This window comes from Caulobacter sp. CCNWLW153 (genome assembly GCF_036889365.1).
GTDB classification, from domain to species: Bacteria; Pseudomonadota; Alphaproteobacteria; order Caulobacterales; family Caulobacteraceae; genus Caulobacter; species Caulobacter radicis.
Genome location: NZ_JBAKFV010000001.1, coordinates 616833 through 631765, shown reverse-complemented (window position 1 = coordinate 631765; position 14933 = coordinate 616833). Strand labels below are relative to the sequence as shown.

Here is a 14933-nt window from a genome sequence, read left to right as displayed (position 1 = left end):
CCTATGACCTTTCGCTCGCTGCTCTTCGTGCCCGGGACGCGCCCGGATCGCTTCGGCAAGGCGCTGGACGCCGGCGCAGACGCCGTCTGCATCGACCTGGAGGACGCCGTGCAGCCGGCCGGCAAGGGCGAAGCACGCGCTTCCGCCCTCGCCTTCCTGGCGCAGCCTCGCAGCGCCGTCGTCGGCCTGCGGATCAACGGCGTGCGCACGCTGGAAGGCTTGAAGGACCTGGTCGCCCTGGCCGAAAGCCAGGCGCGCCCCGACTTCCTGATGATCCCCAAGGTCGCCGCGCCGGAAGACCTGCTGACCGCCGGCGAAGTGCTGCCAGACCTGCCGCTCTGGCCCGTCGTCGAGTCGGCCGAGGGCCTGCGCCGGGCCTTCGAGATCTGCGCCGCAAGCGGCGTGGCCGGCGCCCTGTTCGGCGGGGCCGACCTGTCTGCCGATCTGGGCTCGACCATGGACTGGGACGCCTTGTTGCTGGGCCGGAGCACCCTGGTCGCCGCCTGTGGCCGTTCTAGCGTGGCCTCTCTGGACGTGCCGCACCTGAACATTGCCGACCCGGACGACCTGACCGCCTCGACCCTGCGGGCCAAGGCCCTGGGCTTCACCGGCCGGTCCTGCATCCATCCGGCCCAGGTGGCCGCGGTGAACGCCGCCTACACCCCCTCGCCCGCCGAGATCGAGCGCGCCTGGCGCGTGGTCGAGGCCTTCGACGCCGCCGGCGGGGCCGCCGCCCTGCTGGACGGCAAGCTGATCGAACTGCCGGTCATCCGCGCGGCCCGCCGCATTCTCGACCGCGCCTGAATTCCTAGGAGATTACCCGTGTCCCAGAACTGGAAAGAGGTCGGTCCTCAGCGTTACCGCGAGACCTTTGGCCGCTACTTCGAGGACTTCATCGTCGGCGACGTCTACGAGCATCGCCCCGGCAAGACGGTGACCGAGTACGACAACCACCTCTTCACCCTGCTGACGCTGAACACCCACCCGATGCACTTCGACGCCGAGTTCGCCAAGGCCTCGGAGTTCAAGAAGAACCTGGTGGTCAGCCCCTATACCCTGGCCCTGCTGATCGGCATGAGCGTGACCGACGTCTCGCAGAAGGCCATCGCCAACCTCGGCATGGACGAGGTGAAGCTCAGCGCCCCGGTGTTCGCCGGCGACACGATCTATGGCGAGAGCGAAGTGCTGGCCAAGCGCGAGAGCAAGTCGCGGCCCGGCCAGGGCATCGTCACGATCCTGACCACGGGCAAGAACCAGGACGGCACGGTCGTCTGCACCTTCAAGCGCAACATGCTGATCCCGGCGCGCGGCCACGCCGTCGAGGACAAGGTCGGGAACTACTAGGATGAGCGATATCTCGGAAGCCGACGAACGCGCCATCCTCGACGCCATCGACAAGTGGCTGGAGAAGAAGGTCGCCCCCGTGGCGATGCAGCTCGAGCACGACGACGAATATCCCCATGCCCTGGTCGAGGACATGAAGGAACTGGGCCTGTTCGGCGCCCTGATCGACCCGGAGTACGGCGGCCTGGGCCTTTCGGCCCTGACCTATTCGCGGATCGTCACCAGGATCAGCGCCGAGTGGATGAGCCTGACGGGTGTCTTCAACTCGCACCTGATGATGGCCATGGTCGTCCAGAAGTTCGGCACGCAGAAGCAGAAGGACTTCTGGCTGCCCCGCTTCGCCAGCGGCGAGATGCGCGGGTGCCTCGGCCTCACCGAGCCTGACGCCGGCACCGACCTGCAAGGCATCCGCACGGTCGCCCGGCGTGACGGCGCCGACTATGTGGTCAACGGGACCAAGACCTGGATCACCAACGCCATCGAGGGCCACGTCTCGGCCCTGCTGGTCAAGACCGACCCCGAAGCCCAGCCGCGCCACAAGGGGATGAGCATGCTCATCACCCCGAAGATCGATCCAGAGACCCGCGCGCCCATCGCCGGCATCACGAACGGTCGCAAGCTGGAGAAGCTGGGCTACAAGGGCATCGACAGCGGCGAGTTCGTGTTCGAGGACTATCGCTGCGACGCCGAGCTGTGCCTGGTCGGCGGCGAGGAGGGCCAGGGCTTCCTGATGGCCACCGGCGGCCTGGAGATCGGCCGCATCAACGTCGCCGCCCGCTCGGTCGGCATCGCCAAGCGCGCGCTGATGGAGAGCGTCAAGTACGCCCAGGTCCGCAAGACCATGGGCAAGCCGATCGCCCAGCACCAGGCCGTCCAGCTGAAGCTAGGCGAGATGGGCGCCAAGACCCGCGCCTCGGAGCTGCTCGTCGAAGACGCCGCCAAGGCCTACGACCGCGGCGAGCGCGTCGACATGGAAGCTGGCATGGCCAAATACTTCGCGTCGGAGACGGCGCTGGAAGTGGCCACTGAGGCCATGCGCATCCACGGCGCCTATGGCTATTCGAAGGAATATCCGATCGAGCGGCTGTTCCGTGACGCCCCGCTGATGTGCATCGGCGAAGGCACCAACGAGATGCAGCGGATCATCATCGCCCGCCAGCTCGTGGCCCGGAACCCGGTCTGATGACTGCCAATCTGAAGACGGGGGGGCGTCGCCCCCTGGCAGGGATCAAGGTGCTGGCCGTCGAACAATACGGCGCCGGCCCCTACGCCACCCAGCTGATGGCCGAGCTGGGCGCCGAGGTCGTCAAGATCGAGGCCCCGGCCATGGGCGGCGACGTCAGCCGCGCCACCGGCCCGTTCTTTCTCGGACCGGCCGACAGCCAGTTCTTTCAGACCTTCTCGCGGTCGAAGAAGTCCATCGCCGTGGACATCAAGACGCCCGAGGGCCGCGCCGCCTTCGAGGGCTTGGTGGCCCAGGCCGACATGGTGGTCGACAACCTGCGCGGCGACCAGCCCGGCAAGATGCGGCTGACCTATGACGACCTGAAGGGCGCAAACCCCGCCATCGTCTGCGGCCACCTTTCCGCTTACGGGCGCGGCAACAGCCGGGCCGGCTGGCCGGGCTACGACTACCTGATGCAGGCCGAGGCCGGGCTGATGAGCCTGACCGGCGAGCCGGATGCGCCGCCGGCGCGGCTGGGCGTGTCGATGGTCGACTTCATGACCGGCACCATGCTGGCCTTCGGCGTGGTCAGCGCCCTGCTGTCGGCGCGGACGACGGGGCAAGGCTGCGACGTCGACGTCTCGCTGTTCGACGTGGCCCTGCACCAGCTGTCCTATCCCGCCGTCTGGGCGATGAACGAGGGCTACAAGGTCCAGCGCCTGCCGCGCGGCGCCCACCCGTCGATCGCGCCGTCGCAGGCGGTGAAGACCGCCAACGGATGGGGCCTGGTCATGTGCCAGACGCCGAAGTTCTGGGAGGCGCTGTGCGATCTTTCCGGCGCCGCCGAGCTGAAGGCCGACCCGCGCTTTACCGACATCCCCAGCCGCCACGCCAACCGCCCCGCCCTGAGCGAGGCGATGGACGTGCTGTTTGGGACCCGCACGACCGCGGACTGGACCGCCCTGCTCGGCGGCAAGGTCCCGTTCGCGCCGATCCTGGAAATGATGGACGCGCTGGACAATCCGTTCGTGGCCGAGGTCGGCATGCGCGACGTCGTCGCCCATCCTGACCGAGCGGAAGGCTTGGCCATGCTGGCCTGCCCCGTGAAGATCGACGGCGAACGGATGCCGGGAGCACGGGCGCCCAAGCTCGGCGAGCATACCGACGAAGTCTTGAAGTCCATTGGGGGAGCTGCCTCGTGAAGCTGGAAGGCGTCCGCGTTCTCGACCTGTCGTTCTTCCTGCCGGGGCCGATGCTGACCCTGATGATGGCCGACCACGGCGCGGACGTGCTGAAGGTGGAACCGCCCGGCGAGGGCGATCCCGCGCGCGAGATCGGCTATCGCAAAAACGGGACGAGCGTCTGGTTCCGCAACACCAGCCGCGGCAAGCGCAGCATCCAGGTCGACCTCAAGTCCGCCGAGGGCCGCGCCCTGCTGCTCGACCTGGCCGCCGAGGCCGACGTGGTGGTCGAGGCCTTCCGGCCGGGCGTGATCCAGCGGCTGGGCTTCGACTACGAGGCCGTGAAGGCCCGCAATCCCGGGATCGTCTACGTGGCGATCTCGGCCTTCGGCCAGACCGGTCCCTATCGCGATCGACCCGCGCACGACATCGCGGTGCAGGCCCTGGCCGGCATGGTGAGCTTGAGCGAAGGCTTCGACGGCAAGCCGACCCCGCCCAACATGCCGGTCGCCGACGCCCTGGCCAGCCTGACGGCGCTCTCGGGCGTGCTGATGGCCCTGCTGCGGCGCGGGAAGACGGGCTTGGGCGACTACCTGGACGTGGCCATGTACGACAGCCTGCTGGCCTGGACGCCGAACGTCACCGGCAAGATCTTCGCCACCGGCGAGGCTCATATTCCCAAGGACGAGCGCTCGTGGGGCGGCAACGCCATGTACGGCCTCTATGAGTGCGCCGACGGCCAATGGATCTGCCTGGGCGGGTCTGAGGTGAAGTTCGCCCGCAACCTGCTGGCGGGTCTCGATCGCCTGGACCTGCTGCCCTATGCCGAGCTTCAGCCGGGGCCTAGCCAGGAACCGCTGCGGGCTTTCCTACGCGAGGCGTTCGCCACCAGGACACGGGCCGAATGGGAAGCCTGGTTCGAAGGCCGCGACGTCTGTTTCGCGCCGGTGCGAACCTTGAAGGAAGCCTTCGATGATCCGGCCCTGGAAGCGCGGGGCATGCTGTCGCGCGACGCCGAGGGCGCAGAGATCGTCGGCACGCCGATCCTGTTCTCAGCCGAGCCGGCGGTCATCGACCCGGTTCCGCCTGTCCTGGGCGCGGGTCCGGCGGGATGGCGGGACCGGTAGCCTCCCCCTTCCAAAAGCTCGTCACCCTAGCCAGAGCGCCGGGGCGACGAGCAAGTTGGAAGAGGAAGACGTCAGGATCCCGTCCGCTCGCGCTCCATCTGGGCCAGAAGCATCGGTCCGGCCTCCATCAGCAAGAACGCGCTGGTCAGCAACAACAGAACACGCATCAGCATGGCGGCTCTCCTGCATCGCGGACCATCCCCCCGGAAGATCCGCGAACGGAAGGCTGAACGCGTCTCGTCACATCGTGACGGGGATTTCGCGTTTGCTCGACTGGCGGACAGCGGCGCGGTTGTCCGCTGTGCGCGCAAACCCGAACGCCGCGCCTGAGAGCGACCGGCGCCGCTGCTAGCGTCGCCGCATGATCGCCGCGCAAGCCCTTGTCGACCACGCCCTTTCCCTGCGCTGGGACGCCCTGCCCGACTCCGTACAGGCCGACGCCCGCCGGCTGCTGCACGATGCGGTGGCGGTCGGGGCGGCCGGCGCCGGGGCGGCCTATTCCGACGCCATCCTGACCGCCGCGCGCGGCTGGGGCGGCGAGGGCGACGGCTTGGTGCTGGGCCGCCCAGGCCTGCGCCTGCCCCCCGCCCAGGCCGCCTTCGTCAACGCCTTCCAACTGCACGGGCAGGAGTATGACTCGGTCCACGAGAAGGCCGTGCTGCACCCGCTGCCGACCATCGTGCCGGCCCTGATCGCCGAGTTGGACCGTTCCGGTCCCCATTCCGGCGAAGAGGTGCTGGCGGCCATGGTCGCCGGGGTGGATGTCGCCATCGCGCTGGGGGTCGCTGCAACGACGCCCCTGCGCTTCTTCCGGCCGGCCACGGCGGGGGTGTTCGGCGCCACCGCCGCCCTGGCCCGCCTGAAGCGCCTGCCGCGCGAGACGGCGATGGACGCCATGGGCTACGCCCTCGCCTTCAGCAGCGGCACCATGCAGGCTCACACCGAAGGCAAGCCCGCCCTGCCCGTCCAGGTCGCCGCCGCCGCCCGCTCGGCCCTGCAGGCGATCGACGTCGCGCAGGCCGGCCTGCCTGGTCCGCGCGACTGGCTTGAGGGTCCCTTCGGCTACCTGCCGCTGTTCGAGGCCGGCTTCGACCTCGAACCGGTGCTGGCCGACCTCAAGGACCGGCGCCGCATCGCCGAGGTCGCCTGCAAGCCCTTCCCTACGGGCCGCGCCTGCCACGGGGGCCTGGTGGCGATGCGCAAGCTCAAGACCGAGCACGGCGTGTGTCCTGGCGACCTGGAGAGCCTGACCTATTCGGCCCCGCCACTGATCCGCCACTTGGTGGGCCGTGTCGCCACGCCGGAGATGGACACGGCCTATGCCCGCCTCTGCCTGCCCTACCTGGCCGCCGTCATGCTTACCCGGGGCCGCGTGGGCCTGGACGACTACACGCCGCAGCGCCTGAACGAGCCCGACGTGCTGGCCCTGGCCGCCCGCATCGTCGTGGAAAGCGACGGCAATCCCGACCCCGCCGCCTTCGTGCCGGCCCGCGCCGTCGCGCGGCTGAAGGACGGCCGCGAGATCGTGCTCGACGTCACCGCGCAGCTCGGTTCGCCCGACTTCCCGATGAGCCGCGACGAGCACCTGGAAAAGGCCCGCTCGTGCCTGGCCTTCGTCGGCATGGAGGCCGTCCACGCCTCTCTGACCGACCTCTTCGACCGCTTCGACACCCTGGCCGACGCCCGCGAGGCCTTCCTCCTCGCCAGCGGCGGCTGAGCTCCCCAAGGTTTCCCATGCCTCACCAGACCTACTGGCAGTCGCTCGACTATCCGGCCATCGTCGCCGACCACCCGATCGGCGAGGCCTTCACCCGGTTCGCCACAACCACCAGCCGCGACGAACTGCGGGCGTTGCAGAACCGCCTGTTCCTGCGCTGCGTGGCCCGGGCCTGGAAGACGACCTTCTATCAGCGCCTCTGGGGCGCGGCCGGGATCCAGCCCGGCGACATCCGCTCGCTGGACGACCTGCCCGGGCTGCCCAGCTTCGACAAGTCCGACATCATGGCCTCGCTGGAGCGCCAGCCGCCGTTCGGTGACTTCGCCGGCTTCGAGGGCTATCCGGACGGCGGGCGGCCGCCGGTGATGCTGCACACGACCTCGGGCACCACCGGTTCACCCCAGGTGCTGCTGTTCGGCCCCAAGAGCCGCGAGGTGCAGAACCTGCTGCTGGCCCGCAACTACCAGTTCCAGGGATTGGCGCCCGACGACGTGGTCCATTCGGTCTACGGCCATGGCATGATCAACGGCGGCCACTACGTGCGCGAGGCCGTGACCCGCTGGACCAGCGCCGTCTTCCTGTCGGCCGGCACCGGGGTCGAGACCCGCTCGGCCCAGCAGGTCGAAGTGATGAAGCGCTTCGGCGCCACCGTGCTGGTGGGCTTTGGCGACTACCTCAAGAAACTGGCCGACACGGCCGTCGAGATGGGCATCGAGCCGGGCCGTGACATTCCAGTGCGGCTGATCTCGGCGCACCTGGGCCGCGAGGACCGGGCGGCGATGGAGAAGGCCTGGGGCGGGGCCAAGTGCTTCGACTGGTACGGCGTGGGCGACACCGGCCTGATCGCCGGCGAAGGCCCCGACCGCGACGGCCTCTACGTGCACGAGGACGCCCATTACCTGGAGATCTGCGACATCGACACCGGCGCGGCCGTCGCCCCCGGCGAGTTGGGCGACATGGTGGTCACCTGCCTCTTCAAGGACGATCTCTATCCGCTGATCCGCTTCAACACCCACGACGTGACGCGGGCGATCCCCAAGCCGTCTTCGATCGACGTGGTGTTCCAGCGGATCGAGGGGTTCCTGGGTCGTTCGGACAACATGGTCAAGATCCGCGGCATAAACATCTTCCCGCAGGGCGTCGGCGCGATGCTCGAGCATGCGCCGGCCTTCGCGGGCGAATTCATCTGCCACGCCCGTCGTGACGCCACCGGCCGCGACAGCTTCTCGGTGACCGCCGAAACCACGGCGCCGACGGCGGAATGGCGCGATATCGCCAGCTTCTATGGCGAGGTCCTCAAGCGCAAGATCGGCATCGAGGTCGAGGTCGAGCTGGCCCCGAAGGGCGCCACGGCGGGCCTGACCCAGATCGACGTGCGCCAGAAGCCGATCCGCCTGATCGACGAGCGCTACTGAGGTGACGGGTTTTTCCGACCCCATCGTCGCGGCCGGCGTCGCCGGCTTGCCCGCGCTCTACGCCGCCGGCGTCAGCCCCGTGGACGTCACCGAGGCCTACCTCGCCCGGATCGAGCGCTTGAACCCCGCGATCAACGCCGTGGTCGAACTGGACCCCGCCGGTGCGCGGATCGAGGCGCGGGCCAGCGCCCGGCGTTGGGCGGAGGGCAAGCCGCTGTCGCCGATCGACGGCGCGCCGATCGCCGTGAAAGCCAACATCGCCGTCGAGGGCATGGCGCATACCGCAGGGATCAAGGCCTACGCCGGCAACGTCGCGCCGGCCGACGCCGCCTGCGTGGCGCAATTGCGCGCGGCGGGCGCGGTGATCCTCGGCACGCTGAACATGCACGAGGCCGCGCTGGGCGCGACCAACGACAACACCTTCCTGGGGCGCTGCGAGAACCCGCATCGCGCCGGCTTCACCCCCGGCGGCTCCTCGGGCGGCTCGGCGGCGGCCGTGGCGGCAGGGCTGTGCGCTGCGGCCCTGGGCACCGACACCATGGGCAGCGTGCGCCTGCCGTCGTCCTATTGCGGCGTCGTGGGCTATAAGCCGGCGCTGGGCGCGATCCCGACCGACGGCGTCACGGCGCTGTCCTGGACCCTCGATCACGTCGGCGTCCACGCCCGCTCGGTCGAGGACGCGGCGCTGGTCGCGCGCGCTTGCGGCGTCGAGGAAGGCTCCGAGACCGACGAACGACCGCTGGCGGTGCTGGATCTCGACGACCTGGTGATGCTGGAGCCGGTGGTGGCGGCCAGCTTCACCCGCACCCTGGACATCCTGACGGCCGCAGGCTGGCGGCTGAAGCGGCTGCGGATCGACGACCTGGACCTCGGCGCGCTGCGCCGCGCCGGCCTGCTGATCAGCGAGGTCGAGGGTGGTATCGAGCATCGCCGCGCCCTGGCCCTGGACCCGGAAGGCTTCACGCCGGAACTGCGGTCGCTGCTGGCCTGGGGGGGGCGACAGACGCCGGCCCGCCTGGCCGAAGCCTATCGCCTTCTGGCTGAAAGCAAGCGGAAAATCCTAGATACAACAAGGCTATATTCCGGAATTCTGACCCCGACGACACCACAACAGGCCTTCGCCTTCGGCGCCCCGGTCCCCGCCAGCCAGGCCGACCTGACGGCCCTGGGCAACGTGCTGGGAGCCCCGGCGTTCGCCCTGCCCGCCGGCGAGGCCGACGGCCTGCCGCTGTCGCTGCAGGTGATCGGTATGACCGACGGCCCTACCCAGACCCTGGCCGTGCGACTGGCTCGCGCCCTCGCTCCAGCCGCCGTTCCGGAGACCTTCCGATGACCGCCTTCGCCGAGGGGGCCTTGACCCTCGCCATCAACGGCGATGTCGCGACCCTGGCCTTCGACCGGCCCGCCAAGCGTAACGCCATCACGCTGGCCATGTGGCGCGCCCTGCCCGAAGCCTGCGCCGCCTTCGCCTCCTCGGACGCCAAGGTGCTGGTCGTCACCGGACGCGCCGGCCATTTCGCGGCCGGGGCCGACATCGGCGAGTTCGAGGCGGTGTATGCGACGCCGCAGAGCGCCGCCGACTACAACGCCGCCATCGCCGCCGGGATCGGGGCGATCGCGGAACTGCAAAAGCCCGTGCTGGCCGCGATCGAAGGCGCCTGCGTCGGCGGCGGCCTGGCCGTCGCCCTGGCCTGCGACCTGCGGATCGCCGCGTCGGAGGCGCGCCTGGCCATCACGCCCGCCAAGCTCGGCCTGACCTACAGCCTGGAAGACACCAAGCGCCTGGTCGACGCCGTCGGCGCGTCGGCGGCGCGGGACATCCTGTTCACGGGGCGGCTGCTGGGCGCCGAGGAAGCGCTCCGGCTTGGGCTGGTCGACGCGGTGGAAGTCGATGTTCCGGCGGCCGCGACCGCCAAGGCGGCCGAAATCGCGGCGGCCTCTCAAGTGACGGTCCGGGCGATCAAGGCGACGATCCGAGCCATCCTGGCCGGCGCCGTCGAGGACGACGCGGCGACGCGGGCGGCCTTCGTGGCCTCGGTGTCCGGGCCGGACTTCATCGAGGGGCGCTCGGCGTTCCTGGAGAAGCGGAAGCCGGTGTTTCCGGAGCGGTGAGAGCCGCTTGGCTCCGTAAGTTCAAACTAGATCGTCTTCCTGGGCCTTGCGCCCAGGACCCAGGGTTCAACCGCTCAGACCTCGGCAGGAAGGCCAAGGTCTGAGCGGTCGCCAGCATGGGCCCTCGCCACAAGGGCGAGGGAGGCAAGCTTTGTTGGCTCGGGCGGGCGCGCGAACGCCCTACCGCTCCAACTCCACCAGTTCGTACCAGGTCTGCATGTAGCCGCCGACGCCGCCCTTCACGAACAGCGAGTGATCGTCGGCAGTCACCCACATGTCATAGGTCGGGTGCTCGCCGTCCTTGCTGACCATGCCGCCGTCCTCGCCGAGGAAGCGGAAACGGCGGCAGGCGAAGGTCCCGGCCGGCGTCGTGGTTTCCTCCTCGCCGACATATTCCAGCGTGATGCTGCTCTCGACGATCTGCGGCGGGGTGGCGCCCCGGTGGTCGACCGAGGGCAGGAAGATGCGCAGCTTGCGCTTGTGCGGCCCCTTGGCGACGTCCATCACCTTGCAGATGTAGGCGTCGCCGATGATCGGGTGGGTGCCGAAGCCGTCGAAGAAGCCATTGGTCGGCATCTTCTGCGACAGACGACCGATCGACGGACCGTAGCTCTCGCACTCGATGAAGTCCTCCGTGAACCGGAACCAGCCCGAGCCCATGAACCTGTCACCGACCGTCAGGCGCAGGTGCAGGTCCATCGGCCGGCCGTGCTCGTCGAGCGAATAGATCGCGTCGCGCAGGACGGTGGGATCGGGCTCGTCGATCTCGCACTGGGCGCGGATCGTCACCTTGCCGTCGGTGTGGCGGGTCATGGTGAAATGCTCGCGACCCCGCTCCTGGCCTTCCCGGCCGGGCTTGCGCGAGGTGTAGAGGATCTTTCCGCGGATGGTCTGGTGCTTCATCGCTCGCCTCCCCTCAAAACGCCGCCAGGCCGGTGATCGCCCGGCCCAGGATCAGGGCGTGGACGTCGGCCGCGCCTTCGTAGGTGTTGACCGTCTCGAGGTTGGCGGCGTGGCGCATCACGTGGCTGGCGCCGGAGATGCCGGCCCCGCCGTGGATGTCGCGGGCCTCGCGGGCGATGATCAGGGCCTTGCCGCAGTTGTTGCGCTTCAGGAGGCTGATGGCCTCGGGGACCCAGTCGCCGGCGTCGAGGCGACGGCCCAGGGCCAGCGCGCCTTCGAAGCCCAGGGCGATCTCGGTCTGCATGTCGGCCAGCTTCTTCTGGATCAGCTGGCGGCCGGCCAGCGGACGGCCGAAGACGACGCGGTCGGCCACATAGGCCGCGCTAGTCTCCAGGCAGAAGCGCGCAGCGCCCATCGCGCCCCAGGCGATGCCGTAGCGGGCCTTGTTGAGGCACGAGAACGGACCGCGCAGACCCTTCACGCCCGGCAGGATGGCGTCGTCGGACACCAGCACGTCCTGCAGCACGATCTCGCCGGTGATAGAGGCGCGCAAGCTGAGCTTGTCGTCGATCTTCGGGGTGCTGAACCCCTCGGTCCCGCGCTCGACCAGGAAGCCGCGGATTTCGCCGTCGAGCTTGGCCCAGACCACCGCCACGTCGGCGATCGGGCTGTTGGTGATCCACATCTTGGCGCCGTTGAGCAGATAGCCGCCGTCGACCTTGCGGGCCACGGTGCGCATCGAGCCCGGGTCCGAACCGCCATCGGCCTCGGTCAGGCCGAAGCAGCCGATCAATTCGCCCCGCGCCATGCCGGGCAGCCACTTGCGCTTCTGCTCTTCCGAGCCGAAGGCGTAGATCGGGTACATGACCAGCGACGACTGCACGCTCATGGCCGAGCGATAGCCGCTGTCGACGGCCTCGATCTCGGCGGCGATCAGGCCGTAGGCCACGTGGCTGACGGCCGCGCCGCCATATTCCTCCGGCAGGGTCGAGCCGAGCAGGCCCAGCTCGCCCATCTCCTTCATGATCTCGCGATCGAAGCGGCCGTCGGCATAGGCGGAGACCACGCGCGGCAGCAGTTGCTCCTGGGCGTAAGCGCGAGCGGCGTCGCGGATCAGGCGCTCGTCCTCGGTCAGGCGGGCGTCGAGGGCGAGCGGGTCGCGCCAGTCGAAGGCGGGGATGGTGCGGGCGGCGTCGAGGGGCATGGCCGTGAAGTCCTCCGGCGGCCGGAAATGACCGCACAGCAATTGATCTGAACTTCCGCCTTTCTAGCCGGGGGTCCCGCGCCTACCCCGGTCGCCGCTGGATTTGACCGGGAGGCGACTAGGTTGGACGGACGGACGCTCGTCGAGAAGGTGATCGCCAAGGCCGCGGGCCTGCCGGACGTGCGCGCCGGCGACCTCGTGACGGCCAAGGTGGATCTGGCCTTCGCGCACGACAGCAGCGGCCCGCGCCGCTGGCGTCCGCTGCTGGAAGAGCTTGGCGTCGGCCTATGGGACCCGGCCAAGGTGGCCATCGTCTCCGACCACTATGTGCCGGCCGTCGACGCGGAGTCGGCGGCGATCCTGAAGACCACCCGCGACTTCGCCCGCGACTATGGCGTCTCGGCGTTCTTCGACATGGTCGGCATCTGTCACCTTGTGCTGCCCGAGCATGGCCTGATCCGTCCGGGCGCCTTCATAGCCGGCGGCGACAGCCATACGCCCACGGCCGGCGCCTTCGGGGCCTACGCGGCCGGCTACGGCGCCACGGACATGGCCGCCATCGCCGCCACCGGCGAGACCTGGCTGGCCGTACCCGAGACGATCCGCGTCGAGTGGACCGGCAGCTTCGCCCGCGGGGTCACCGCCAAGGACGTCATGCTGTTCCTGTGCCGGGAGCTGGGCATGGACAACGCCTTCAAGGCGGTGGAGTTCGCCGGCCCCCTCGTTGAATCGATGCCGATCGCCGAGCGCATGGTGCTGGCCAACATGGCGGCCGAACTGGGCGCCGAGACGGGGGTGGTTGCGCCGGACGCCGTCACCTTCGCCTATCTGGCCGCGCGCGGCGCACCGGTGGCGGACGAAGCCGCGGCCCTGGCCCTGCACTCGGACGCCGACGCGACCTACGCCGCCATTCACCGCTTCGACGCCTCCGACCTCGCGCCGCAGATCGCCGCCCCGCATTCGCCGGCCAACACCCGCGACGCATCGGATTTCGCAGAGGTCCACATCGACCAAGCCTATATCGGCGCCTGCGTGGGGGCCAAGATCGAGGACCTGCGCATGGCCGCCGACGTGCTGAAGGGCCGCCGCGTAGCGCCGGGCGTGCGGCTGCTGGTGGCTCCAGGCTCGGCACGGACGGCTGAACTGGCCGCGCGCGAGGGCGTGATGGAGACCCTGCTGGCGGCCGGGGCGGTGCTGATGCCCTCGGGCTGCGGAGCCTGCGCCGGCATGGGCGCGGGAATCCTGGCGAAAGGCGAGACCTGCATCTCGTCGACCAATCGCAACTTCCAAGGCCGCATGGGCCATGCCGGGGCCAACGTCTATCTCGGCTCGCCCTACGCCGTGGCCGCCGCGGCCGCCGCCGGCCGCATCGTCGATCCTCGCCCCTTCCTGACGGGAGCCGCCTGATGTCCCGCGCCTTCGTCTTCGGCGACGCCATCGACACCGACCTGCTGGCTCCCGGCAACCTGATGAAGCTGCCGCCGGCGCAGCTGGCGCAGCATTGCCTGCGGGCCATCGCACCGGACTTCGCTTCCACGGTTCAGCCCGGCGACGTCGTGTTCGCCGGCGCCAATTTCGGCCTCGGCTCGTCGCGCGAGCAGGCGGCCGTCTCCCTACGACTACTTGGCGTCTCCGCGGTGCTGGCGACCTCGTTCGCCCGCATCTTCTACCGCAACGCCATCAACCTCGGCTTGCCGGCCTTCGTGTTTCCCCAGGTCGGCGAGGTGAGCGACGGCGATCGGGTCCTTCTGGATCCGGTCGCCGGACGTCTCGAGAACATCACCACGGGCAAGACCTACGCCCTGACGCCGATCCCGCCGCACCTGATGGCGATGATCGACGACGGCGGCCTGATCCCGCACCTGAAACGACGCCTGAAGGGAGCCGCCGCATGAGCCTGCGCGACCGCCTCGCCCAAGACACGCCGCTACTGGCCCCCGGCGCCTACGACGCCCTCTCGGCCCTGCTGATCGAGCAGGCCGGCTTCGAGGCGATCTACCTCTCGGGCGCCTCGATCGCCTACACCCAGCTGGGGCGACCCGACATCGGCCTCGTCTCGTTCGACCATGTGGCCGACGTGGTGGGGCGGGTGGCCGAGCGCGTCTCCCTGCCCCTGATCGTCGACGGCGATACGGGCTTCGGCAACGCGGTCAACGTGCAGCGCACGGTGCGCATCTTCGAGCGCATGGGGGCCTCCGCGATCCAGTTGGAAGACCAGACCTTTCCCAAGAAGTGCGGACACCTGGCCGACAAGAGCCTCGTGCCGACGGCTGAGATGGCCGGCAAGATCCGCGCGGCGCTCGACGCCCGGGCCAGCGACCAGACCCTGATCATCGCCCGCACGGATGCGATCGGCGTCGAAGGCTTCGAGGCCGCCCTCGACCGCGCCCACGCCTATGTCGAGGCTGGCGCCGACGTGCTGTTCGTCGAGGCTCCGCGCACCATCGGCGAGATGAGCGCCATCGCCCACGCCTTCGCAGGCAGGGTTCCGCTGCTGGCCAACATGGTCGAGGGGGGCAAGACCCCGCTGCTGGACGCCGCCGAACTGGGCCGCATCGGCTTCAAGCTGGTGATCTCGCCCGGCGCGCTGGTGCGGGCCCTGGTGCCGACCGCCGAGGCCTTCCTGGCCAGCCTGAAGGCCAACGGCGCGACCCGTCCGTTCGCAGAGCGGATGATCGACATGGGCGGCGTGAACGACCGCATCGGCCTTGCTGATATGGCCAAGACCGGCGCGGCCTACGCCGCCGGGTGAGTCTGGAGGCGTA

14 protein-coding genes are annotated in these 14933 nt (G+C 69.6%); 12 read left to right on the top strand and 2 right to left on the bottom strand.

Annotated features, from left to right (window positions below):
- Positions 1-3: 3 nt before the first annotated feature.
- From V6S85_RS02865 to V6S85_RS02825, 9 genes are all read left to right on the top strand, one after another.
- A complete protein-coding gene (locus V6S85_RS02865; protein WP_334347988.1) occupies positions 4-804 on the top strand; it encodes an HpcH/HpaI aldolase/citrate lyase family protein in 801 nt (266 codons plus the stop codon).
- An 18-nt stretch (positions 805-822) separates the two neighbouring features.
- Positions 823-1344 carry a MaoC family dehydratase gene (locus V6S85_RS02860; RefSeq protein WP_334347987.1) on the top strand — a complete coding sequence of 174 codons (522 nt, stop codon included), beginning with the start codon at positions 823-825 and terminating at the stop codon, positions 1342-1344.
- 1 nt (position 1345) lies between these two features.
- Complete coding sequence (locus V6S85_RS02855; protein WP_334347986.1) at positions 1346-2527, top strand: acyl-CoA dehydrogenase family protein; 1182 nt, start codon at positions 1346-1348, stop codon at positions 2525-2527.
- A complete protein-coding gene (locus V6S85_RS02850; RefSeq protein ID WP_334347985.1) occupies positions 2527-3711 on the top strand; it encodes a CaiB/BaiF CoA transferase family protein in 1185 nt (394 codons plus the stop codon). The genes V6S85_RS02855 and V6S85_RS02850 overlap by 1 nt, the downstream gene beginning before the upstream one ends.
- Positions 3708-4817 carry a CaiB/BaiF CoA transferase family protein gene (locus V6S85_RS02845; protein WP_334347984.1) on the top strand — a complete coding sequence of 370 codons (1110 nt, stop codon included), beginning with the start codon at positions 3708-3710 and terminating at the stop codon, positions 4815-4817. Before V6S85_RS02850 ends, V6S85_RS02845 begins: the two co-directional genes overlap by 4 nt.
- A 361-nt stretch (positions 4818-5178) precedes the next feature.
- On the top strand, positions 5179-6534 hold the full coding sequence (locus V6S85_RS02840) for an MmgE/PrpD family protein (RefSeq protein ID WP_334347983.1): 1356 nt from the start codon (positions 5179-5181) through the stop codon (positions 6532-6534).
- 17 nt (positions 6535-6551) lie between these two features.
- Positions 6552-7949: a phenylacetate--CoA ligase family protein gene (locus V6S85_RS02835; RefSeq protein WP_334347981.1), complete on the top strand. Its 1398-nt coding sequence runs from the start codon at positions 6552-6554 to the stop codon at positions 7947-7949.
- 1 nt (position 7950) lies between these two features.
- Positions 7951-9282 (top strand): amidase, encoded by a 1332-nt coding sequence (locus V6S85_RS02830; RefSeq protein ID WP_334347980.1) that lies wholly within the window; start codon positions 7951-7953, stop codon positions 9280-9282.
- Positions 9279-10061 (top strand): enoyl-CoA hydratase-related protein, encoded by a 783-nt coding sequence (locus V6S85_RS02825; RefSeq protein ID WP_334347978.1) that lies wholly within the window; start codon positions 9279-9281, stop codon positions 10059-10061. The genes V6S85_RS02830 and V6S85_RS02825 overlap by 4 nt, the downstream gene beginning before the upstream one ends.
- 180 nt (positions 10062-10241) lie before the next feature.
- Here the strand turns inward: V6S85_RS02825 and V6S85_RS02820 are convergent, their stop codons facing one another.
- Positions 10242-10964: a hypothetical protein gene (locus tag V6S85_RS02820; protein WP_116566838.1), complete on the bottom strand. Its 723-nt coding sequence runs from the start codon at positions 10962-10964 to the stop codon at positions 10242-10244.
- Positions 10965-10977: 13 nt separating this feature from the next.
- Complete coding sequence (locus V6S85_RS02815) at positions 10978-12168, bottom strand: acyl-CoA dehydrogenase (protein ID WP_116566836.1); 1191 nt, start codon at positions 12166-12168, stop codon at positions 10978-10980.
- A gap of 123 nt (positions 12169-12291) precedes the next feature.
- Between V6S85_RS02815 and V6S85_RS02810 the strand changes: the two genes are divergently transcribed.
- From V6S85_RS02810 to V6S85_RS02800, 3 genes are read left to right on the top strand one after another with little or no spacing between them, the layout of a single operon-like run.
- Positions 12292-13575 (top strand): aconitase/3-isopropylmalate dehydratase large subunit family protein, encoded by a 1284-nt coding sequence (locus V6S85_RS02810; RefSeq protein ID WP_334347977.1) that lies wholly within the window; start codon positions 12292-12294, stop codon positions 13573-13575.
- A complete protein-coding gene (locus tag V6S85_RS02805; RefSeq protein ID WP_165828807.1) occupies positions 13575-14063 on the top strand; it encodes a LeuD/DmdB family oxidoreductase small subunit in 489 nt (162 codons plus the stop codon). The genes V6S85_RS02810 and V6S85_RS02805 overlap by 1 nt, the downstream gene beginning before the upstream one ends.
- Positions 14060-14920, top strand: coding sequence for an isocitrate lyase/PEP mutase family protein (locus V6S85_RS02800; protein ID WP_334347976.1), 861 nt, complete (start codon positions 14060-14062; stop codon positions 14918-14920). Before V6S85_RS02805 ends, V6S85_RS02800 begins: the two co-directional genes overlap by 4 nt.
- Positions 14921-14933 lie beyond the last annotated feature (13 nt).